This window comes from Enterobacter asburiae (genome assembly GCF_008080435.1).
Classification (GTDB): Bacteria; Pseudomonadota; Gammaproteobacteria; order Enterobacterales; family Enterobacteriaceae; genus Enterobacter; species Enterobacter asburiae_C.
This window is the reverse complement of the sequence record NZ_VRKN01000017.1, coordinates 1-21,813: the sequence shown is the minus strand read 5'-3', so window position 1 is coordinate 21,813 and position 21,813 is coordinate 1. Positions and strand designations below refer to the sequence as shown.

The 21,813-nt window shown below is 58.3% G+C and carries 25 protein-coding genes; 4 read left to right on the top strand and 21 right to left on the bottom strand.

Features of this window, described 5'->3' with window-relative positions:
• Nucleotides 1–2 precede the first annotated feature (2 nt).
• From FU672_RS21110 to FU672_RS21020, 19 genes are all read right to left on the bottom strand, one after another.
• Nucleotides 3–1,232 carry a beta-ketoacyl-ACP synthase gene (locus FU672_RS21110; RefSeq protein WP_148244697.1) on the bottom strand — a complete coding sequence of 410 codons (1,230 nt, stop codon included), beginning with the start codon at nucleotides 1,230–1,232 and terminating at the stop codon, nucleotides 3–5.
• Nucleotides 1,229–1,960, bottom strand: a complete 732-nt coding sequence (locus FU672_RS21105; protein ID WP_148244696.1) for a 3-ketoacyl-ACP reductase FabG2 — start codon at nucleotides 1,958–1,960, stop codon at nucleotides 1,229–1,231. Before FU672_RS21105 ends, FU672_RS21110 begins: the two co-directional genes overlap by 4 nt.
• Nucleotides 1,957–2,430 carry a hotdog family protein gene (locus FU672_RS21100; RefSeq protein ID WP_148244695.1) on the bottom strand — a complete coding sequence of 158 codons (474 nt, stop codon included), beginning with the start codon at nucleotides 2,428–2,430 and terminating at the stop codon, nucleotides 1,957–1,959. Before FU672_RS21100 ends, FU672_RS21105 begins: the two co-directional genes overlap by 4 nt.
• Complete coding sequence (locus tag FU672_RS21095) at nucleotides 2,427–3,596, bottom strand: beta-ketoacyl-[acyl-carrier-protein] synthase family protein (protein ID WP_148244694.1); 1,170 nt, start codon at nucleotides 3,594–3,596, stop codon at nucleotides 2,427–2,429. The genes FU672_RS21100 and FU672_RS21095 overlap by 4 nt, the downstream gene beginning before the upstream one ends.
• A gap of 1 nt (nucleotide 3,597) precedes the next feature.
• Nucleotides 3,598–4,176 carry a DUF3261 domain-containing protein gene (locus tag FU672_RS21090; protein ID WP_148244693.1) on the bottom strand — a complete coding sequence of 193 codons (579 nt, stop codon included), beginning with the start codon at nucleotides 4,174–4,176 and terminating at the stop codon, nucleotides 3,598–3,600.
• Nucleotides 4,173–6,497, bottom strand: coding sequence for an MMPL family transporter (locus FU672_RS21085; RefSeq protein ID WP_148244692.1), 2,325 nt, complete (start codon nucleotides 6,495–6,497; stop codon nucleotides 4,173–4,175). Before FU672_RS21085 ends, FU672_RS21090 begins: the two co-directional genes overlap by 4 nt.
• Nucleotides 6,466–7,071: a LolA family protein gene (locus tag FU672_RS21080; RefSeq protein ID WP_148244691.1), complete on the bottom strand. Its 606-nt coding sequence runs from the start codon at nucleotides 7,069–7,071 to the stop codon at nucleotides 6,466–6,468. The genes FU672_RS21085 and FU672_RS21080 overlap by 32 nt, the downstream gene beginning before the upstream one ends.
• Entirely contained in the window at nucleotides 7,068–7,490 is a 423-nt protein-coding gene (locus tag FU672_RS21075; protein ID WP_148244690.1) for an acyl-CoA thioesterase, read from the bottom strand. Before FU672_RS21075 ends, FU672_RS21080 begins: the two co-directional genes overlap by 4 nt.
• 3 nt (nucleotides 7,491–7,493) lie before the next feature.
• Entirely contained in the window at nucleotides 7,494–9,185 is a 1,692-nt protein-coding gene (locus FU672_RS21070) for a glycosyltransferase family 2 protein (RefSeq protein WP_148244689.1), read from the bottom strand.
• Nucleotides 9,176–9,529 (bottom strand): ApeI family dehydratase, encoded by a 354-nt coding sequence (locus tag FU672_RS21065; RefSeq protein WP_033146841.1) that lies wholly within the window; start codon nucleotides 9,527–9,529, stop codon nucleotides 9,176–9,178. Before FU672_RS21065 ends, FU672_RS21070 begins: the two co-directional genes overlap by 10 nt.
• Nucleotides 9,516–10,877, bottom strand: a complete 1,362-nt coding sequence (locus FU672_RS21060; protein WP_148244688.1) for a class I adenylate-forming enzyme family protein — start codon at nucleotides 10,875–10,877, stop codon at nucleotides 9,516–9,518. The genes FU672_RS21065 and FU672_RS21060 overlap by 14 nt, the downstream gene beginning before the upstream one ends.
• Nucleotides 10,870–11,457 carry a COG4648 family protein gene (locus FU672_RS21055; protein ID WP_148244687.1) on the bottom strand — a complete coding sequence of 196 codons (588 nt, stop codon included), beginning with the start codon at nucleotides 11,455–11,457 and terminating at the stop codon, nucleotides 10,870–10,872. The genes FU672_RS21060 and FU672_RS21055 overlap by 8 nt, the downstream gene beginning before the upstream one ends.
• A 6-nt stretch (nucleotides 11,458–11,463) precedes the next feature.
• Entirely contained in the window at nucleotides 11,464–11,715 is a 252-nt protein-coding gene (locus FU672_RS21050) for an acyl carrier protein (RefSeq protein WP_008503082.1), read from the bottom strand.
• A gap of 12 nt (nucleotides 11,716–11,727) precedes the next feature.
• Entirely contained in the window at nucleotides 11,728–11,985 is a 258-nt protein-coding gene (locus FU672_RS21045; protein WP_008503081.1) for a phosphopantetheine-binding protein, read from the bottom strand.
• Entirely contained in the window at nucleotides 11,966–12,781 is an 816-nt protein-coding gene (locus tag FU672_RS21040) for a lysophospholipid acyltransferase family protein (RefSeq protein WP_148244686.1), read from the bottom strand. The genes FU672_RS21045 and FU672_RS21040 overlap by 20 nt, the downstream gene beginning before the upstream one ends.
• Entirely contained in the window at nucleotides 12,778–13,500 is a 723-nt protein-coding gene (locus FU672_RS21035) for a beta-ketoacyl synthase chain length factor (RefSeq protein ID WP_048981443.1), read from the bottom strand. The genes FU672_RS21040 and FU672_RS21035 overlap by 4 nt, the downstream gene beginning before the upstream one ends.
• A gap of 68 nt (nucleotides 13,501–13,568) precedes the next feature.
• Nucleotides 13,569–14,633 (bottom strand): class I SAM-dependent methyltransferase, encoded by a 1,065-nt coding sequence (locus tag FU672_RS21030; RefSeq protein WP_148244685.1) that lies wholly within the window; start codon nucleotides 14,631–14,633, stop codon nucleotides 13,569–13,571.
• 69 nt (nucleotides 14,634–14,702) lie between these two features.
• Nucleotides 14,703–15,092, bottom strand: a complete 390-nt coding sequence (locus FU672_RS21025; protein ID WP_121426138.1) for a lipoprotein — start codon at nucleotides 15,090–15,092, stop codon at nucleotides 14,703–14,705.
• Between the two features lie 335 nt (nucleotides 15,093–15,427).
• On the bottom strand, nucleotides 15,428–16,477 hold the full coding sequence (locus tag FU672_RS21020) for an AI-2E family transporter (RefSeq protein ID WP_148244684.1): 1,050 nt from the start codon (nucleotides 16,475–16,477) through the stop codon (nucleotides 15,428–15,430).
• 145 nt (nucleotides 16,478–16,622) lie between these two features.
• Here FU672_RS21020 and FU672_RS21015 point away from each other — a divergent pair, with 145 nt between their 5' ends.
• Entirely contained in the window at nucleotides 16,623–17,840 is a 1,218-nt protein-coding gene (locus FU672_RS21015; protein ID WP_148244683.1) for an MFS transporter, read from the top strand.
• A gap of 4 nt (nucleotides 17,841–17,844) precedes the next feature.
• On the opposite strand, the gene FU672_RS21010 is transcribed toward FU672_RS21015, so the two are convergent.
• Together FU672_RS21010 and FU672_RS21005 are read right to left on the bottom strand one after the other, a co-directional pair.
• Nucleotides 17,845–18,402, bottom strand: a complete 558-nt coding sequence (locus tag FU672_RS21010) for a DcrB family lipoprotein (protein WP_148244682.1) — start codon at nucleotides 18,400–18,402, stop codon at nucleotides 17,845–17,847.
• Nucleotides 18,403–18,474: 72 nt separating this feature from the next.
• Nucleotides 18,475–19,140, bottom strand: a complete 666-nt coding sequence (locus FU672_RS21005; protein ID WP_148244681.1) for a 7-cyano-7-deazaguanine/7-aminomethyl-7-deazaguanine transporter — start codon at nucleotides 19,138–19,140, stop codon at nucleotides 18,475–18,477.
• 167 nt (nucleotides 19,141–19,307) lie between these two features.
• On the opposite strand from FU672_RS21005, the gene tusA reads away from it, so the two are divergent.
• From tusA to FU672_RS20985, 3 genes are all read left to right on the top strand, one after another.
• Nucleotides 19,308–19,550, top strand: a complete 243-nt coding sequence (gene tusA / locus FU672_RS21000) for a sulfurtransferase TusA (RefSeq protein ID WP_008503071.1) — start codon at nucleotides 19,308–19,310, stop codon at nucleotides 19,548–19,550.
• A gap of 366 nt (nucleotides 19,551–19,916) precedes the next feature.
• Nucleotides 19,917–20,363, top strand: a complete 447-nt coding sequence (locus FU672_RS20990) for a hypothetical protein (protein WP_148244680.1) — start codon at nucleotides 19,917–19,919, stop codon at nucleotides 20,361–20,363.
• A 227-nt stretch (nucleotides 20,364–20,590) separates the two neighbouring features.
• Nucleotides 20,591–21,577 (top strand): IS110 family RNA-guided transposase, encoded by a 987-nt coding sequence (locus tag FU672_RS20985; RefSeq protein WP_148244679.1) that lies wholly within the window; start codon nucleotides 20,591–20,593, stop codon nucleotides 21,575–21,577.
• The last annotated feature ends 236 nt before the right edge of the window (nucleotides 21,578–21,813 follow it).

Here is a 21,813-nt window from a genome sequence, read left to right as displayed (position 1 = left end):
AGTTACGCCCAGCGTTTAATGATAATCGAGGTGTTGATGCCGCCAAACGCGAAGTTATTGCTCTGCAGATACTCGCAGTCAATCTGACGGGCTTCTCCCATAATATAATCTAAAGCACCGCATTGCTCATCCGGCTGCGTTAAATTGAGCGTCGGGGCAAACCAGCCTTCACGCATCATCTGCAAACTCATCCACGCTTCCAGCGCGCCGCAGGCTCCTAACGTATGGCCAAAATAGCTCTTCAGCGAGGAAACCGGCACGTTGTCACCATAGATAGCGGCAGTGGCCAGGCTTTCGGCAATATCACCGCGATCGGTGGCGGTACCGTGTGCGGAGATATACCCCATATCCAGGGCGCTTAATCCCGCCATGGCCAGCGACTGCTCCATGCAAATCTGCATGGTTTCACGCTGAGGCTGGGTGATATGGGCCGCGTCACAGTTAGTGGCAAAACCTACGATTTCGCCGTAGATCGTGGCCCCGCGCGCTTTGGCATGCTCCAGCTCTTCGAGTATCAGGGTACCCGCACCTTCCCCAATCACCAGGCCATCACGCTGCGTATCAAATGGCGATGGGGTGTTTTTGGGCGCATCATTGCGCTGGCTGGTGGCGAACAGCGTATCAAATACCGCCGCTTCAGACGGGCACAGCTCCTCAGCGCCCCCGGCAACCATGACGGTCTGATAGCCGTGGCGAATCGCTTCCCAGGCGTAGCCAATCGCCTGGCTGCCGGAGGTACAGGCGCTCGACGTCGGGATGACGCGGCCACGTAACCCAAAGAACAGGCCGGTATTCACCGCGGTGGTGTGCGGCATCATCTGCACGTAGGTTGTCCCGGTGATGTTATTGGTGTGCTTTTCGGTGAGCATGGTGGCGAATTCGCTGACGGGCCCGGTACTGCCCGTGGATGAGCCATAGGCGATACCCGTTTGACCATTGGTGAGCACCGCTTCGCCAATCAACCCCGCCTGCTCCAGCGCCAGTTCGGTGGCGCGGGTCGACATCAACGACACGCGGCCCATGGCGCGAATACGCTTGCGGGTATAGTGTTCCGGCAGCGTGAAATCATCAATCGGCGCGCCCAGCAGGGTGTGCAGGCCATCATACACCTGCCATTCCGGCATTTTACGCACCGCGTTTTCATACGCCAGCAGCCTGCTGGAAACGGATTGCCAGTTTTCGCCAAAGGCGGTCACGCCGCCCATGCCCGTAATCACCACGCGACGCGTCATAGCATTCCTCCGTTAATGGAAATGACCTGGCGGGTGACGTAGCCCGCAATATCTGACATCAGATAGCTTGCCAGCCCGGCGACCTCCTCAGCCTGGCCCATACGTTTCATTGGAATGATGGACATCGCTTCTTTCAGCGCGGCCTCTTCCATCTCAATCATGCCGGTATCAATCAGCCCCGGCGCAATGCAGTTCACGGTGATTTTGCGTTTTGCCAGCTCGATCGCCAGCGCTTTGGTGGCACCGATAATGCCCGCTTTCGCCGCGCTGTAGTTCACCTGCCCGCGGTTGCCCATCACGCCGGACACGGACGATAAGGTGATAATGCGCCCCCCTTTTCGGGTGCCAATCATCGGCATAACGCAGGGGTGAATGACGTTATAAAAACTGTCGAGATTGGTGTGGATCACGCTATCCCAGTCGTCTTCACTCAATGCCGGAAAGGCGCCATCGCGGGCGATTCCGGCGTTACTGACCACACCATACCACGCGCCATGGACTTCAATCTCCTGCTCCAGCACCTCGCGGCACTGTTCGCGGTTGCCCACATCAAAGGCGAGTAAACGACCGTTGCCACCCGCCTGCGTGATGGCGTCCAGCGTCTCCTGCGCGCCTGCGGCATCACGATGGTAATGCACGCCTACGGTAAACCCGTCGGCGGCAAGCTGGCGGGCGATGGCGCGCCCTATGCCTTTGCTGGCCCCTGTGACCAGTACGGAACGACTCATGCGTTAGATCCCTGATTAAAAAGCGATGTTAATTCTTCTGCGCTCGGCTGGAAGGTGTTGACCCGGCCCGTGGCCAGCGTCTCTTCATTAGCGGAAATCGCGCATTCAAAACTGCCAAAGCGTTCGTCCTGCATCAGCAGTTTTACGCTGATTTCCAGCGTCAGGCCTTGCGTAAAACGCCCGCTGGCGCAGATCAGCTCGCGCGCGCCGAGCACCATGCCCAGCGCAATATGATCCTGCCCCTGCTGCTGGCGATGCCAGCCCGACCAGACGCCGACGGTCTGCGCCATCAGCTCGAGCGCGTACCAGCCCGGCAGGTCGCCATCGGCATTCAGAAACGGTGCCAGTACGCTTTGCCTGTTGACCGCCACGCGGCAAACCGCCGTGTCGTCCGTGACGCACTCAACGGACGCCAGCAGCATCATTGGCGCATCGTGCGGCAAATAGTCGACGGGTGATAAGTAGCTCATGACGCTCTCCCCAGCAGAATGCTGGCGTTATTGCCGCCAAACGCGAACGAGTTAGACAAAATGACCGGCTTTTTCAGGGCGGTGCGCTGGTGCAGCAGGCCGCACGATGCCAGCGTGTCGTCCGGTGCGTAGCGGGCGAAGTCCTGCGGCGGTAAGGGCAGATCGCGCGTCAGAATCAGCCAGCTCAGGGCCGCTTCGGTAATACCGGCAGCGCCCAGCGTATGGCCGGTAAGATGTTTGGTTGAGCTGCACGGCACGCTTTCCCCGAAGAGATCGTGTACTACCTGCGATTCAATCTGATCGTTGAGCGGCGTGGCCGTGCCGTGCAGGTTGATGTAGCCGATATCCTCCGGCTGCATACCCGCTTCGTTAAGCGCCTGAGTGATAGCCCTCATCGCCCCTTCGCCCTGCGGATGCGGGGCGGAAATATGGTAAGCATCGCTGGATTCGCCCGTTCCGAGCAGCGCCACGTCGGCGGGGTCACGGCTCAGCACCATCAGCGCGGCGGCTTCGCCGATGGTGATCCCCCGACGGTCGCGACCAAACGGCTCGCAGAGCGTAGGGGAGAAGGATTCAAGGCTGTTAAAGCCGTTGACGGGCATTCGGCTCAAAGTATCGGCTCCGCCGACAATGGCGATATCCACCAGCCCGGCTTCGATCAGACGCTTGCCGCCGATCATCGCCCGCGCGCTGGAAGAGCAGGCTGTCGAGATCGTATAGGCCGGGCCTTCAAGCTGGAGCCAGTTGGCAAGGAAGCGGGACGGATCGCCCAGCTCCTGCTGCGGATACTGCCAGCGCGTGCTGGTCTCGCCGTGGATCATGCGGCGCACGTGCTCATCACCTTCATCCAGCCCGGAGGTGCTGGTTCCCAGCACCACGGCCACGCGGTCGCGACCGACGCGGGCGATGGCCTCGTCAACGGTCGACTGAATCTGTGCCAGCGCGGCCAGCAGCAGTTGGTTGTTACGGGTGCGGTGTGCGGACAAGGTGTCCGGGATGGTCGGCAGCTCGCCTTCCACGGCGCCCAGTACGGCTTCGGGTGAGCCCTGCAACCAGCCGGTCCGGGCGTGCATACCCGGCGCCACGCCTGCCGTCAGGTTTGCGGCAATCTCATCAGGCGAGTTGCCCAGCGCGTTGACCATGCCAACAGCGGAAATATAAATCATCTCAGTCACCCAGATATTGAATGGTGATGTGGTATTTAAAGACGTGTTGCTCGATGCTGATCGGCTCGCGCTTGCCTTTGCGCTGCAGGTAGACAATCTCCGTCACCAGCTTGCCGCTGGCGTTGCGCAGCTCGCGCCGATCGCCATTGTCCGTTAACGTCCAGCCCTTCGGCAACTGCGGCTGCCAGGCGCTAATTGGCCAGTGGCTGAGCATCACGTCGGCCAGCACCTGGCTGGCGGGCGGCAGCTGCGGCACGACGATCGACTGCTCGGTATGAATACCGGTCTCATCGTACGTCGCCAGGAACAGACGAATGCCCACGGAAGAGAGCCCGGCCAGCGTCACTTTATGCGCATCCGCATTGAGCATCACCAGCAGAGACTGCGTTTGTCCGTTAAAGCTACCGGTCAGCAGCTGTTGGGAGCTGACCGCCGGGCTAATGCCGGGTGGCGGGAGCGTCACTTTGGTTCCCGGCTGGAGCCAGGCCTGGGGGCGCGTCTCTTTGGTATCGGTCGAATGGCTGCAGCCTGACAGCAGCAGCGCCGCAGCCAGCGCGACGGCGCGGTAAAAAGCGTTCATTTACGTTTTCTCTCTTTCTTATCCGGCATCGCCAGCGGAGCCAGCAGGAAGGCGGTAAAAATACCGCTCACCAGCACGATACCAAAGCTGCTGATGGCCTGGGTGGCGCTGAAGACGAGCATGCCCAGCGTCAGCAGCGTAGTCATCATGGCCAGCGTAATCGCCAGCATTGAGGTCAGCGGCGTACCGCGCGGGTTGCTGAAAAACAGCGTGTAGTTAATGCCAATGCCGAGCACCAGTACCAGCGCCAGCAGTGAAAACAGATTCACCGGGTGGCCCGTTGCGGCCAGCACCGCCAGCCCGCAGCTCAGCGACAGCACGGATGGCACCAGGCTTATCAGCCCCTTACGCCAGCCGAGGCGCAGCATCGCCCCGCAGGCAATCACTGCCAGCGCCGCAAACAATAGCCCCGTCAGCAGCGTGCGATAGAGGGCAAACAGGCTGTCAAAGCTGGCTTTGCGATCGACCCAGACGACACCGTCATGGCGCGCGGCCAGTTCACTGAGGAGTGCGCTGTTTTTCGCGCCGTCCACCGGCACGAGCACGCCGCTTTCTCCGTCAGGCAGGGTCAGCCAGAGCAGACGCCAGCCTTCGCTGGCCGGGCTTTCAAGCCACGCGTCCACGCTGACCGGCATGGCGTCGAGATTCGGGGATACGGTGTTAAGTCCGGCGCTTTTCAGCACGTTCGTCACCGCAGGTGCGGCGTTCTGCAGCAGCGTAAGATCGCTTTTCTGGCGGGCCAGCGAGTTCAGCGGCAGGGTACGCCAGCGGGCGATCTCTCCCGCTTTCTGCGCCTCTGCCAGCGCCGGGGTAAAGGCTTCCAGTCGCTCCAGCGTTTGCTGAGGCGAGGCGCCATGCACCACAAACCATTTCTGATCGACACTCTGTCCGGTCAGGGCGGTAATGGCTTTCTCCTGCGCCAGAATATCCTTCGGCAGGGCCTGTAGCTGGACGATGTCGTCGTCCACCTTCAGGGTGCTCATCCCCACAGCGGAGAGCAGCGCCAGCGCGACGGGCAAGCCAACGGACAGTTTTTTATTGCGTCGCCAGGCGGCCAGCCAGCGCAGCATCAGGACCATCAGCGGAACCGGGCGCACCGGTAAACCCCGACACAGCCACGGATGCCAGAAAATCACCGTCAGGCAGGAGGCGCTCAGCCCCACGGCGGCGAACACCGCCATCTGGCGGATCCCGGGGAAGGGGGCCAGCATCATAATCAGGTAGGCGGCGACGGTCGTCAGCAGCGCCAGCAGCAGCGCATTGCGCACTTTGGCCAGGCTTTGCCAGGGGGAGTGCTCCGCGCCGTGCACCATCCGTTCGGTCAGGTAGTAGAGCGTGTAGTCTGCTGAAATACCGATGATGCTCATGCTCATCACCAGCGTCATCAGGTGCAGTTCGCCAAAGAGCAGCAGCGTCACCACCGTGCCTGCCAGCGCGCCGATGGCAATCGAGAGCACGCTCAGCAGCAGCGGGCGCAAAGAGCGGAACACCGCCACGATGAGCAGGAACACGCCAAGCAGGGTGGCGATACCCAGCGTCGAGACGTCGCGTTTGGCCTGCTGGCTGGCGTAATCGCTGTAGAACACGGTTCCGCGGGAAAGCAGCTGTGCCTGCGGGAAACGCGCTTTTAGCGTCTCCTGCAGCGCGTTAAGCGTCGTCACGAGCCGGTGGGTCTGCTGCATATCAAATGACGAGCCCGCCAGTTCACCGTGAAGCAGATACCAGTAGTTTCCCGCCTCATCTTTTGTGACCAGCCAGCCGTCCATCAGCCGCAGCTTCTGGCTATTTTGCGCCAGAGCGAGCTGCGAGCCGCGCATCAGCATCAGGGGATCGTTTTGCAACTCTTTGCCGCTGACGCCGGAAAAGGCTGAATAGAGCTGAGATAAAATCCACTGCGCCTGCGCGTCTCCGCCGTTTTGCAGGCGGACGCGGGTGGCGGGATCAATCAGGCCATTTCGGTGCTGCCAGAAGAATTCTCCCCAGGCCTTTTGCCCGGCGGCGTCCATCGGGCCTTTGACCTCGCTGAGCGCGTCGCTGCTTTGCAGCAGCGCCAGCCACTGCTGCGCCACGCGCGGATCGGGCTCTTTGCCGGGGCTGACCAGCCAGACCAGCTGGCGGTCGAGACGCTGCATAAACCCGTCGTTGAGCGCCGGAGGGATCGCCCCCAGCGTCTGTTTCGGCAGCATGGCCAGCACGCTGCTGTTCAGACGCGCGCCGGGCAGCAGCGACAGCAGCACGCCCAGCAGAACCAGGCATAGCATGGCCCACAGCAGCGCCGGGCGCAGGGATTTACGGTGCGGCAAAGCGTTGGCGTTCGTCATCGGTCAGGCTGGCGGGCGTCAGTTGGTGGCGTGAAAGGGCGATATCGGTACGGTCGCCCTGTTTGTCGTTCAGACGAATCGTCTCCAGATAGGTCGCGCCGCCCAGATCGAGGGTGGCGAAAATCTTGTCCAGCGGCGTCGTTTTTGGCGTGAGCACCAGCGACCAGCGGCCCGTGCCCAGGTCTTTAAAATCGATGCGGAAGTTCTCTTCAAGCACCTTGCGGTCGGCCTGGAACAGGGCCCGCAGAAGATGGTTGAACTGGAACATCTGCGGATTATTGTCGGCAGTGATGGTCTGCGGCGGTTGGCCGTTGATTGCCTGAACCATCCGTTTGTCATCCAGCAGAAGCGTCATCGGAAACGGCGCTTTTTGATCCCACAGCAGGCCGCTATCGCGGGCGATCAGCATCTCGCCCTTCGAGCGCAGCGGCTGCGACATATCTTTTATCGTCCGAACCTGTTCGAAGTGCGCGCGCACGACAGGCTGCTCGGTGAATCGCTGCTGCAGTTCATCCAGCGTCACGGCGCTGACCAGCGGGCTGACGATCAGCGCCAGCAAAGGCAACCATTTCATGGCGTCACTCCCATTCGTTCAAACAGTATTGCCGGGCTCACAAAGCACATTTCGCGGGTGGCTTCTTCTACCGCTACCTGGATGGTGTAACCGGTGGTGGTGCGTTTGCCGGTCTGCGCATCGAAAATTTGATAGGCAATACGCAGGCGGTTTTCATACTCTTCAATGTGCGCGCGGACGCGAATATGCTGCTCAAAGGTCACCGCATCGCGGTATTTCACCCGGGTATCGACGACGGGCCAGACGTAGCCGGAGGCCTTCATCTGGCGATAGCCATAGTCAAACTGATTGAGCAGCGCCTCGCGGGCGATCTCAAAGTAGCGGAAATAGTTACCGTGCCAGACCACGCCCATCATATCGACGTCGTGGAACGGAACGGTGATCTCGACTTCAGTCGTAAAGCGGGGATCGGTCAGCACCCTTTACTCCTTCTCTCTGGACTCTGGCAGATGCCAGAAATCGAAAAAATTAAACCAGTCGAGCGGCGACATGAGGGCGTAATGCTCCAGCCGCTGCGCGTAGCGATCGACGGTATTCTGCAGCGCCTGCTGGCGTTCACCGCGAGGCAGGCGCAGCGGGTCGGCAAATGGTTCGCAGTGCAGGGTGAGCTTCCCCTGCTGGCGCAGGGCAAAAATCAGCACCACCGGGCAGCGCAGGATGGAGGCCAGGATAAACGGCCCCTGTGGGAACGGCGCAGGCTGGCCCATAAACGGACTCCAGATCACGCGCCACTCGCCGCCACGCTGCGGATTCACCGCGATGCGATCGCCCACTATGGCGACCCATTCTCCGCGCTCAAGCTTCTCTTTGATGGCAATCGCGGTGTCCGGGCCGATGTCGGTAACCGACATCAAATTCACGCTGGCCTGGGGCGCCATTTCGCTCATAATTTGCTTAAAGCGTTGGGCGTTCTCGCTGAAGACCAGGGCGTTGATGATTTTGCTGTCTTCCAGCTGAGCCAGCGCCCGGCAGGCTTCTACGTCGCCAAGGTGCGAGGCGAGCAGGAGCTTGCCCTGCGGCGCCGCGATATCTAGCGCTTCGCTCGCGCCGGGGGCAAAGACCACGTCGCGATCAAACTTCAGCTCACCGCGCCAGCTGGCGACTTTATCCAGCATCGCGTTGCCGAAGCGCATAAAATGGAAAAAGCTGTTGAGCCGTGAGGGAACAGACATGTTCCGCTGACGCAGTTCTTGCTTCACTCTCCCAATCCACTGCCGCGAGGCCTGCCGCGCCGGACGCGCGATAAGCCAGTACACGCCGATCACCGGCCACAGCAGCACGGTAAAGGCCCGCCGCCCGAGCAGTTGCCAGACGCGCAGCATCAGGCGCATCCCCCACAGACCCTTGACCTCGTCCTGCTGCGCCCAGTGCTGGCGGCGTCGACGGAAAAGCAGGCCGGGAATGCGGGGCAGCATGCCGAAGAACAGCCGGGTATGCATCAGGGAGATCCGCACGTTATCTTTTAACGCGTCGAAGTGGGATAACCCGTCTTGTGGATAGGTGACGCGGGTGGGCAGAAAGACGCTGGTGTTGCCCTGCCAGTAGAGACGGACCATCACTTCGGTGTCAAAGTCCATCCGTTTGCCGAGCGGTTCACGCGCTGCCAGCCGCAGCGTGGGCGAAACCGGGTAGACCCGAAAGCCGCACATGCTGTCTTTAAGCTGCAGAGATAAGGTCTCAATCCACACCCAGACGTGGGTTACCCAGCGCCCGTAGAGTCGCGAGCGCGGAATGGAATCATCGTAAATGGGCTGGCCGGAGATCAGCGCGTCCGGGTGGCGCTCCGCCAGCGCCAGCAGTTTGGGGATATCTTCGATGGCGTGTTGACCGTCCGCGTCCACCTGCACGGCGTGGGTATAGCCCGCGCGCGCGCACTCCTCCAACCCCCTGATGACCGCGGCACCTTTCCCGGCGTTTTGCGCCAGACGGACCAGCGTCATCTGTGGCTGCTCCGCCGCCAGGCGTTCGAGCTCCTGACGGGTGATCGCTTCGCTGCCGTCATCCACCACCAGACACGGCAAGCCGAACGGTGCGAGACGTGACAGCACGCTGGCGATCATGGCGCCGTGGTTGTAGCACGGGATCAGCACACAGGGGCGGAAGATTACTGACATAGTCGAATTTTTCCGCTGCTGGCGGTATGGCGCTCAGCCCCGGCATGACGCTGGTAGCTGAAGGTCAGCATCTGACGTTCGGCATGCCACTCAAGCACCAGCGTCACCGTGGTTTCCGGCAGCAGAGGCGCCTGGAACTTCACGTTTTGAATGCTGTGAAAGCGGTAGCCCGGTGCCAGTAACGTCGTGGCGTAGTGCATCACCCAGTCAAGCTGCGCAACGCCGGGCAGCAGCGGTTGTACGGCGAAATGGCCCTGAAACCAGAACAGCGCCGCGTCGAGATGCAAAATGATTTCCAGCTTCTCCGGCTGTGTCTGGTGGCGCTCAATTTCATGAATTTTCATGAAATAACTCCTCTAACTGCGCATAGACACGCTTGTTCATACTGTTTACCGGCATTTCATCGATAATACGCCAGTAGCGCGGTACCGCGACCGGCTCAAGCCACGGCAGCAGGGCGCGACGCCAGGCGAACTCCTGCGCTTTTTTATCCTGCATATACCCGCGCTGACGAACCGCGTCGTCCAGGACCAGCAGGACGCCAATCCCCTGACGGCCCCCGCGCGTGACCGGCAGTGCAGCCGCTTCGCAAATGCCGTCGAGCTCCAGCAGGCGACGTTCGATCTCGTTAAGCGAGATGCGCTTTTCTTCAATTTTGACCACTCGCCCGCGACGACCGGCGATGCTGAAAAGCCCCTCGCTGTCGAAGTGGAGAATATCGTCCAGCTGGAGTCCTTCGGCCTCATGGATCAGTGGCGACGTGACGCGACAGGCTTCATCTTCCTGATGGAAGATAACGCCGGGGAACGCCAGCCACGGGACGTTATCCTGCTGGCGATGGCGCCAGGCGAGGATCCCGGTTTCGGTACTGCCATAAATTTCATCCGGCCAGATGTTAAGCCAGCCCGCGGTGGTGGAGACATCACACCAGGGCAGCATTCCACCTGCTGAAATCAGCATTCTGACGGGCGGCGCGGCCAGCTCGGTATCCAGGCGCTTCAGGAACGCCGGGCTGCTGATGAACAGGTAATGCCTGTCATGAGGAAGGGCGGCCAGCTGCTCTGCGTAGTAGAGCATCGCGGCATGCAGCGGCAGGCCCAGCGCCATTGGCAATACGATGCGGAATGTCAGGCCATACAGATGTTGCGGTACGACCGAGGCGACAACGCTGCAGCCGGCCAGACGCTCGCCGAAGCGGTCAGCCAGCAGACGGGCTTCACGATCCAGACTGACGATGTGTTTAATCACCCGGCGCGGGGTACCCGTGGAGCCGGAGGTGAACAGTTCAACGAAGCGGCTTTCGTCAATAGCCGGCAAGGGCGCCCAGTGGCTAGCCGTCTGATGGCGGGAGGCCACCACAATCAGCTTCCCATGAAAACCGAGTGTCCGATCGCTCAGAACGCCGCTAAACAACGCCTGCTGTTCTTCAAGCTGCGAGACGCGGCTATGGCCGGGAATGACCGGTGTTTTACCGGCGTGCAGCGAGGCCAGCAGCGCAACAATAAACAGGTAGCTGTTTTCAAAGCACAGCGCCCAGCGCTCGCCTTCCTGCTGACGCAGGGTGTCGACCAGTATGGTCACGTCGTGGCGCAGCTGGCCCAGCGTCCAGGTACGATCGTCAAGCCAGGCAACGGGCGTATCGTCAGGGCGCGGCGCGTTTAACCACTGGCCCAGCGGAAGGGGGTTAGTCATTGTGCATCTCTTTTTTTATCACCCGCTGGCGCACCAGCCACTCTGTCGCCATCAGCGTCCCCATCAGGATGTAGGCCACCATACCGTTCCACAGCGTCCACAGATGCATGTCACCGTGGAGAACGGTGAACAGCGCCATCGCGCCGTTGCCGATGAAGAAGCCGCACCAGACGAGGGTCACCTTGCGGGTATAGCGCACGCCTGCGGGGGGCAGATTTGGCTCGCGCAAGCGCGCCAGCCGTTCGACAAGCGGCATCGCGGTCCACAGCGAACCCCCGAACACGGCCAGCATCACCAGGTTGACGACCACTGGATAGAGCAGCAGCCACTGGTGGGTTTTCAGCAGGTAGCTGGCCGCGCAAAGCGCGATGCCCGCCAGCGCAACACACTGCACCACATACCGCATCGGGCTGGTGTTCCGCTGCGCCTGACGCAGCCGCAGCAGCAACACCAGCGCCATCACCGGTAACAGCCACTGCAGGCTGTTATGCGTCAGCCCAAATCCAATCAGGAAGGGCCACGCCAGCAGCATCAACCCCGTCAGCAGTGGGATGACCGGGAACGTCCGTCCACCACGCACAATGTCTTACTCTTCGCGCAGAAGCTGTTCGACGGCGTCTACCACATCCTGAACGGTACGAACCGATTTAAAGGTTTCCGGCTTGATTTTCTTGCCCGTTTTTTTCTGCAGATGAACAATCATGTCCACCGCATCAATGCTGTCCAGCTCCAGGTCTTCGTAAAGACGGGCTTCGGGCGTAATATCCTGTGGGTCGATTTCAAACAGTCGGGTCAGAAGGCCACAGACTTCCTGATAAATGGTTTCTTGTTCGGTCATCGTGATCACATCTCAGGCGCGTTGAGCGTTGATAAAGGACGCCAGCGTGGCGACGGAAAAGAAGTGCTGGCGCATCTCTTCGCTTTCGGCGGAAAGCACCACGCCATACTGGTTTTTCACGGCCAGACCCAGTTCCAGCGCGTCGATAGAGTCGAGACCCAGCCCATCACCAAACAGCGCGGCATCGGTATCAATGTCCTCTGCGGTGAGCTCGTCCAGATTCAGCGTGGTGATAATGAGATTCTTAATTTCAAGATAAAGCGCTTGCATCATTAATTCCTGACAAAGATTGAAGGCCTGATGTTAATCGATGCTGTAGATGCCGGTTTAACTGCCTTGCCGCCAGCGCCGGTTCTTGTTCATTTGCATCGTAAAATTCGTCGATGTTCACGCGGTCGCGGACATCCACGGTGAAGACAGGTTTTTCTGGCGGTACATCATACCAGTGACTTTTTTTATCCAGCAGGTGTTCGCTACAGTGGATCAGCACCACCCGCAGATCGCTGTTACAGCGCACGGCGATATTTGCCGCGCCGCGCTGGAGGGAGATAGCCTCGCCAAACCGGGTTCGCGTGCCTTCCGGGAAGATTAAAAGCGTGTCGCCCTGAGCCAGACGCTGCTGGCTGGCCGCGAGCAGGGGCTCGGCTTCGCTGTTAATCAGGTAATCCGCCGCACGGATGACGCCGCTGACAAAGGGGTTGCGCAGCAGCGCGCTCTTCACCAGACAGTCGGTTTCCGGCATCACCGACGCCAGAATCACGTAGTCAATTAACGTGGGGTGGTTAGCCACCACCAGACAACCCCGATCGCTGCGCAGCGCGTCAAGATTGTGAATGCGATAGTCCAGTACTCCGAGGCTGCGAGCCACGGTCAGGAAGAAGCGGAAGCTGGCCGCAATGCTGCGACGCGCCAGGCGACGGCGGTTGGCGCGATCGCGCTGGACGATCAGCAGCAGGTTGAACCAGACCAGCGACAGCAGCAGCCCGCCCACGCCAAACAGCGCGAAGCAGAAGCCGGTCATCACCAGTCGCCATAACCAGTTGATACGGGCAGCCAGGCGGTTCATGCGCGCGTCCATTGCCACAGCAAGCGTTCGCCGGGCACCACAAACTGACGTTCCTCGCTGAGATAGCGTTGCAGGAACATCAGGCTTTGCGGCAGGGCGGGTTCTTCACCCGTGCTGCCGCTGCGGGTTTCACACTGCAATCCGTTGCCGGATTCAATCACCAGCGCCAGCGCGTACGGCCAGGTGGGCATCTGCGGCGGTAACGCCGGATGGTAAAATTCCGGCAGCGCGCCGTCAAAATCAACCAGCAGGACGCGGGAGTAGCCCGCATGCAGCAGGCTCAGCACTTCACATAAGGCCTGCTGGAAGGTGTCCAGCCCGGCAGAAATGGATGACGAGACGATGGCCTGGCGTGCGGTAATCGTGAGATTGCCCACCGCGGAATTGTGCACGGACATGGCGAAGTCGGTGGGAGAAACGGACTGCCCGGTCGCCAGAGCATGCAGAATACGGTAGTTGCGCTCCAGCTCGCCGTGGCGGCTGGAATAGACGACGGCATCAATGGCGTGGTTTTGCAGCATGGCAAGACCAATGTCCACCGCCAGCTTACTGCCTGAATTGAGGCGTCGCGCGGTCATCATGGGCAAAGCGGTCAGCCGGGGAAGCGGGGCCGCTGGGTCAACGGCCAGCTGCAGACGCGACCATGCCTGCCACTCTGTGGCATCGCTGAGTCCTGGCGCTCTCGCCTGCCAGTCGATAATGTTCAGTGAAAATTTCATCTACGCGCGTCCGCGAAAAAAAACCGTATTCAAAGGGCAGGCTGGGCCACCCGGGCAGCTAAGCTGCTCTATTGTTCACGTCTGGTGCATATCAGCAGGGTATGACCGACCCCAAGGTTGTCCAGCCGCTGTTCAACGCTGAAACCTGCGCTCTCCAGGTAGCGATAAAACTTCTCTACGCTGTAAAACCGGCTATTACCATTCGCCATACAGGTGAAATAGAGCGAGGTGGCATTCAGGCTGAAAGAGGCCGCTTCAAATTTCTGGGCATCCCAGAAAAGCTCCATGATGCACAAACGTGCGCCTGGCTTCATGACCTGTGCGACGCGCGTCAGCATGGCGACAATCTGATCCGGAGAGAAACAATCCAGGAACTGGCTCATCCACCAGACGTCGGCGTCACCCGGCAATGTTGCTGGGCTAAGCATATCGACAGCATGGAATCCAATACGATGAGAAAAACCTGCTTTTGCGATGTTTTCCTGCGCCAGCGCTATCTGTTGCGGCAGATCGAGGATCGTCACGGCAACATTTTCGTCATAGCGGCAGCAGCGTAGCGACCATTTACCCGTATTTCCGCCCACATCGTACAATTTTGTCGGCGAGCTTGCGAATATATATGGCAAAGCAGCGTCAAAAGCGGCGTCAGAATAGTAGTGATCAAAGGCGAACCAGCTCTTTTTCGCCGGAGCAGGTAATTGGGATAATGCCGGGTAGATGGTTGGCCAGTTGCCAAACACGGCTAATCCGGCAGGTTTTTCTTCCTGTAGGGCGTCCGCCAGGCGAAATAGCCCCTGGTAACAAACATCCTGAGTGAAATCCATATTTACGCGGGTCATTTCGTCATGCAGTAAAAAATGGCCCACTTTCGCCAGAAAATAACGTCCATTCTGTTGGGTAACGATTCGACCGCTTAATCCCATATCCAGCAGTACGCTGACGCCATAGCTGCCGAGCGTGCTGTGTTCGGTTATTTCCTCGAGGCTGGCACCCTCTTTACCTTGTTTATCGAGCCAGGCGAGAACGCCTGAGTTACGCAGACAAAGCGCAGTCTGGAATAACATCGGGGCAAAGGCGATGCGTTGCGCTTCGGTAATGGCATCCAGTGCGCTGAGTGTGTCCTTTTCGTACATTACTGCGTAACCTTTTAGGGCAATAAAGAGAGGTTATCGGGCCATACGCGGCCCGACTTTAGAAAAATATTACAGCGCGGCGCCAGCGGAGAGGTTCAGCTGAATATCGTGGTCGAGGTTATTCACCCAGCGGTTATAATTTTTGTGAATTTTACCGTCTGCCGCTTTCAGGTTAAGGCTGTTTTCATAGTTAATTGAATAGCTTGTTGCCGTGTACGGAATACTCACCTGGACCGAGTGATCGCGTGACTGCAGACGGCCTTTAATCACCCCAGGACCCGCTTCCGTCATGATCCAGTCACGTTTTTGGCCTGCTTTCAAAATTGCCGTTTTTACCTGATCGGCAGTATGGCCTGCGCTGACAATAGAGTGAACCTGAGCGATTGGGGCGGTACGCGCACAGCCTGCCAGTGCGCCAACGAATACGGCAGCAGCACACCATTTAACGATCTTTTTCATCAACAACTCCATATCAATAATAACAATTAAAGGTAGTGGTTTTTACAAATAATATTCATCCAGCTTATTGTTTGCGCCAGATGTATTTTTATCAATATTAATGTTTGCATTACGTTGACGCGAAGGCCGGCATAATAACATGGAAAATAATTAATAATTTCATTTTTTATAATTTGCGTTAAATCGGGAATTGCGTTTCAACGTAATGCGCATGGTGCAAATAAAAACAGAAGGAATATCGCCTTAACGCAAATAAAAATACCGCGACGGGTTAGGGACGCGGTAATTTACGGCGTATTACTGACGGTTTAAACCTACCTGTACAGGTAGGTCGGTTACCCGGGTAACCGGCTTTTCGGCCTCCCCGGCCCGAGCAGGATCGCCAGCTTGCTGCCGCCTTTGGTGGTTTCCATCCAGATTTTACATACGCTGGTCAGGGGGACCGACAGCAGCATACCGACCGGGCCCAGCAGCCATCCCCAAATCAGTAAGGATAAAAACACGACCAGCGTTGACATGCCCAGCCGGTGGCCCATCATGCGCGGCTCAAGAATATTGCCCAGCACCATATGCACGACGAGAAACAGCGCGCCGACCAGCATGCATTCGTAGAAACCGTTAAACAGAAACGCCTGAATCATCGGCGGCACAGCGGAAAGCACCGCGCCAATATTGGGCACGTAGTTCAGCAGAAATGCCAATACGCCCCACATCAGGGCGAACTGCACGTCCATCAGCATCAGCCCCAGCCAGACAATCACCCCCGTCCAGACGCTCAGGAGCGTTTTCAGCGCCAGGTATTTGGAGACGCCCTTCAGTGCCCGGTGTAAGCCAGCAATGTGAATTTGTGGATTATTCAGTGCAAAGCGCAGCTTATAAGGAACGTGGCGGACTTCGAACAGCATAAACACCACCGTCATGACCAGCAGCAGAATGCTGGCCATCGCGCCGGAAAGCCCTGTCATCAAGGTGGTGGCGTAGGTCATGACCTTCTCGGAGTCCATCCTGCGCAGCATCCGTTCTGGTGAGATATGCAGATTAAGGAAGGGCACCATCTCCTGCAGCGCGACGATCTTACGCGTCAGCTCTTTGTTGTACTGCGGCAGCATGGTGGAGAATTCGCTCAGCGATGCCGCCAGCACGCCGAAGAGCGCCGTCAGGGCAATTAACATCACGATGACGACGATGGTGATGGCGACCGGACGGCTGACGCCCCGGCGTAAAAACCAGGTGACCAGAGGATTAAGCACAATGGCAAAAAAGAGCGCCAGCAGGAGCTGAACAATAATGTCTGCGGCAGCATGGATACCCGCAAGGACAACCACCAGACAGGCGAGTTTTAATAAGATGTGAAGTCCTGCTTTGTCGGACGGGTTAGCGATCATGCGTGTTCCTTAATATGATGACCCGGTAAGTGTAGTGCCCGGGCTTCGCTTCGTCTGGGGCCGTTAATCTGAAAGTCGGTGCTGATTTTCTTATTGCGCCGTGGTAATAGTGAAACACTGTTGTAAAAAATCCAGGTAGAACCCCATGCACGAACAGGCCGCTGAACCGGCACTGAGCGGATTGCGCCTCAATCTGCGCATCGTTTCCGTTGTGATTTTCAACTTTGCCAGCTATCTGACCATTGGCCTGCCGCTGGCGGTCCTGCCGGGGTATGTCCATGACGTCATGGGCTTCAGCGCCTTCTGGGCGGGGCTGGTGATTAGCCTGCAATATTTCGCCACGCTCCTCAGCCGCCCGCATGCCGGGCGCTACGCGGACATGTTCGGTCCAAAAAGCATCGTGGTGGTGGGACTGTGCGGCTGTTTCCTCAGTGGCCTGAGCTATCTGCTGGCTGCCGCAACCAGCCACTGGCCGCTGGTCAGCCTGGCGCTGCTCTGCCTGGGCCGCGTCATTCTTGGCATTGGGCAAAGTCTGGCGGGAACCGGCTCGACGCTGTGGGGCGTGGGGGTGGTAGGCGCACCGCATATTGGCCGGGTGATCTCCTGGAACGGGATTGTCACCTACGGTGCGATGGCGCTCGGTGCGCCGCTCGGCGTGGCCTGCTATGCGCTGGGCGGGCTGCATGGGCTGGCCATCACCATTATGGCGGTCGCGCTGCTGGCGATCCTCTTTGCGCTGCCGCGCCCGAAAGTGAAGGCCAGCAAAGGCAAGCCGCTGCCGTTTCGGGCGGTGCTGGGGCGCGTCTGGCCGTACGGCATGGCGCTGGCGCTGGCGACCACCGGCTTCGGCGCGATCGCGACCTTCATTACCCTGTTCTACGACGCCAAAGGCTGGGATGGCGCAGCCTTTGCGTTAACCCTGTTCAGTTGTGCGTTTGTTGGTGCCCGCCTGCTTTTCCCTAACGGCATCAACCGTCTGGGCGGGCTGAATGTGGCGATGATCTGCTTTGCGATAGAGATTGTCGGGCTGCTGCTGACCGGAATAGCGATGGTGCCATGGGTCGCAAAAGTGGGCGTGTTCCTCGCGGGGGCAGGCTTTTCACTGGTCTTCCCGGCGCTGGGCGTGGTGGCGGTAAAAGCCGTTCCGCAGCAGAATCAAGGGGCGGCGCTGGCGACCTATACGGTGTTTATGGATATGTCTTTAGGCATTACCGGCCCGCTGGCGGGGCTGGTGATGGCCTGGGCAGGGGTTCCGGTGATCTATCTTGCCGCGGCGGGTCTGGTGGTGATTGCGTTGCTGTTGACGTGGCGGCTAAAAAAATGGCCTCCGGTGCAGGCACCGGAGGCCACGTCATCCTCGTGAAGCGTTACTGGATCACGATGGTGTTAATGATGTTTTCAGCAGCCGTCTGCGCTTTCTGCTGATCTTCCGCTGGCAGGGTGATCTGCAGGGTCAGCAGTTTGTTATCGACTTTGCCCAGCACGACAGAAGAGTAGGCGGTCTGGCCTTTTGCTGAGATGATGCTGTCGAGCTGTTGCAGCGTGTGGCCTTTCAGCTCGATGGATTTATTGGTTACGACCTGCAGCTGCGGATCGCGGCCGCGCTGCTGATCTTCCAGACGTTTGGACAGGATGGCCAGATCTTCACTGGTATCGTCGCCCACAATCACAATGACCGCTTTCTGCCCGGTTGCGTCGGAGTAAACGTGCATGTTGTTCGCCTGGGTGCCCAGCTTGCCGCTCTGGTCAGTCATATCGGCTGGCAGAGAGAAACTGAGTTTGCCATCCATCAGATTCACCGGCTGGCCGGTCGCGTTGCTCTCGGCGGATGCGCCCTGAGCAGGCGTTTTTGTGTCGCTGTTATCACAGGCTGCAAGACCCACAACCAGCAGGCCAATCCCGACATATTTAACCAGATTGCGCATTGACTTCTTCCTTTCGATAAACGGCCATAACGGCTCATTCGCTCATCTTATCACAACTGATAAAGCGAACCCTTAACCAGCCTGCAATGCCGTGATTTCAGATTTATCTGCCAGCCTTTTCAGCAGCATATTCAGCAGCACGCCGTACATCGGCAGGAAGAAGACAATGCTGATGAGGACCTTGAAGCAGTAGTCCACCAGCGCGATTTCCATCCAGTGTTCAGCCATGAAGGCATCCGGGCTGTGCCAGAAGGCGATGAAGAAGAAGGCCAGCGTATCGCTCACGTTCCCGAACAGCGTGGAGGCGGTTGGCGCCATCCACCAGCGATGATTCTGACGCAGGCGGTTAAACACATGCACGTCGAGGATCTGCCCCAGCGCGTAGGCCATAAAGCTTGCCGCGGCGATACGGGCAACAAACAGGTTGAAGTGAGTTAACGCCTCAAAGCCCTGCCAGCTTCCCATATAAAACAGAGACGAAACCACGTACGAGATGAACAGCGCCGGGAGCATGACTGAAAAAATAATGCGGCGAGCCAGCGGTGCGCCAAAGATACGCACGGTCAAATCGGTCGCGAGGAAAATAAACGGGAAGCTGAACGCGCCCCAGGTGGTATGAAAACCAAAGATGGAGATCGGGAGCTGCACCAGATAGTTGCTGGAGGTGATCACCAGCAAATGGAAAAGCGAAAGCCAGAACAACGCTTTTACGCGCTGTGATTCAGAAAACGACGTCATATTGTGACCTTTTTATACGTTGGGGTGAGGGAACCCAATAAAAACCGCAGCATGATACTGCTTTGGCAGGACATTGCAATGGTTATTTTTTACGCAATCGTTAACCTGGTTTGCATTGATCGCAACCGGGCGTAAACTACAGCCGTTTTTACCAGACCGAGAAGACCATGACCGACCTGTTTTCCAGCCCAGACCACACTCTTGATGCCCAGGGCCTTCGCTGCCCGGAACCGGTAATGATGGTACGTAAAACCGTGCGCAACATGCAGACCGGTGAAACGCTGCTGATTATCGCCGACGACCCGGCCACGACCCGCGATATTCCCGGTTTTTGTACCTTTATGGAACATGAGCTGGTGGCACAGCAGACCGAGGCGCTGCCGTACCGGTATTTGATTCGTAAGGGGTAGCCATCGCCGAGTGGCTCTCACTTCTTTAGGGAGAGGTTAAGGGTATCAGGCCGTACCCATTATAAATAATCATTCGTTTTGCGAGCCGCCTTCCAGAGCCTCTCTTGCCACCCGATCGGCAAAGCAGTATCTTCTTGCCGCGCCTGCAAAATCAGGCGTCAGGATTAGCCTCCTGCCTTACTTCTTCGGTGACACAAGTATTTTTGTGTCGCACGCTTAGCTACACTCCAAGGGTGGGCCGAGCGGGGGCGTCGCAAGACGCGCCGGTATCCGAAGAGGCCGGTAAGGCTAACCCTGCTCGGTTCCGCCACCAGCGAGATTAGCCTCTCCAGTGGTGGATAAAAACTACTCTTTGGAGGCGGTCATATGACTACTACCCCTAACTTTTCTCACTCTTTATTCACTACCCCGTTCGATCGCACCACAGATTTCACCAAACTTGCAGACAACTGCGAGCGGTTTGTTGACGTAATGGTTGAATGCGAAGATCAGCTACAGAAGATGGCGCTGTGCGGGCGGCTTTCCGCCTGTCTGGCTCTGCTCCAGCCAACATTACTTGAACCTGTTCCTGAATATTTAAAAGTGAGTTTAACGGTAGATGACCTGCCGCTGGATGTCCCTGCCTTCGAACCGGAAGTTGATCAGTTGGGAAGCTATTGCCAGCTATTAACACAGTTGCTGTTGGCTCGTTCACTATCAGAGAGTGATGAAAGAGTGGCTGGAGATTTGTTGCAAGGCTTAGTTGGGCTGTATAGCGGTATGTTGAAAGCACCGCGCTGGTTGCGTACAAATGAAGGCATCTTGCCACTGTGAAAAAAGCCGGGTGGCGCTAACGCTTACCCGACCTTGTATTATCCTTCCGTGCAGAAAGAACCGGCCAGTTCTTTCTGCCATGCAGTCCACATGCCGTACCCGGCCTTAGGCTTTCAGCCTGTGTCGTAGATCCCTGCAGTGGACTGCACCTTCTCCACAAGTGCCAGACCGGACAGTATCATGGACCGGTTTTCCCGGTAATCCGCATTCACAAGGTTGGTTTCACTATGGAACAGGAACTTCATTTTATTGGTATCGATGTCTCTAAAGCTAAGCTGGATGTCGATGTGTTGCGACCTGATGGCCGTCACCGCAGCAAAAAATTTGCTAACACCCCGAAGGGGCACGAAGAGCTGCTCAGCTGGCTCCGCAACCATAATGTGACCCCGGCACATGTGTGCATGGAAGCGACCAGCACCTATATGGAAGACGCAGCGGCGTCACTCAGTGATGCCGGCTTCACCGTATCCATCATCAACCCCGCACTGGGTGAAGCCTTTGCACAGAGTGAAGGGCTGCGCAGTAAAACCGACGCTGTTGATGCCCGTATGCTGGCAGAGTTCTGCCGGCAGAAGCGTCCGGCCGCCTGGGAGGCACCTCATCCGGTGGAGCGCGCGTTACGGGGGCTGGTGCTGCGCCATCAGTCCCTGACGGACATGCACACGCAGGAGCTGAACCGCCGGGAGACGGCGCGTGAAGTTCAGATGCCGAGCATAGATGCGCACCTTCTGTGGCTGGAAGCTGAACTGAAACGGCTGGAAAAGCAGATAAAAGACCTGACGGATGACGACCCGGACCTGAAGCACCGGCGAAAACTGCTGGACAGCATACCGGGTATAGGTGAAAAGACCTCCGCAGTACTGCTGGCCTATGTGGGGCTGAAGGACAGGTTCGGTCAGGCGAGGCAGTTCGCAGCCTTCGCAGGGCTGACACCGCGGCAGCATGAGTCCGGAAGCAGTGTCCACAGAACAAGCCGGATGAGTAAGGCAGGGCATGTATCGCTTCGCAGGGCGCTGTATATGCCGGCAATGGTGGCGCTGTACAAAACGGCGTGGGGAAAACAGTTCAGGGAGCGTCTGGAGAAAAACGGAAAGGGAGCAAAACTGATAATAGGGGCGATGATGCGTAAGCTGGCACAGGTGGCGTATGGCGTCCTGAAGTCAGGACGCCCGTTCGATGCCACGTTGCACGAGAAAAATGCTTGTGTGGAATAACAGTATCTACGGGACTGGAGCAGTTGTAGGTCGGGTAAGGCGAAGCCGCCACCCGACAAAAATACGGCCTCTGTGGCCTGATGCCCTCATCCCGGCCCTCTCCCTGTGGGCGAGGGATCCCCAGTAATTTTTTTACCTGAAGCGATGAACGTTGCATCTGTAAAATTAATGACTTACAGCGATGCCCTGGTCCGGCTGTAAATCGCCGAAGCGTTTCCGCAAGGCCGGGGCGAGGC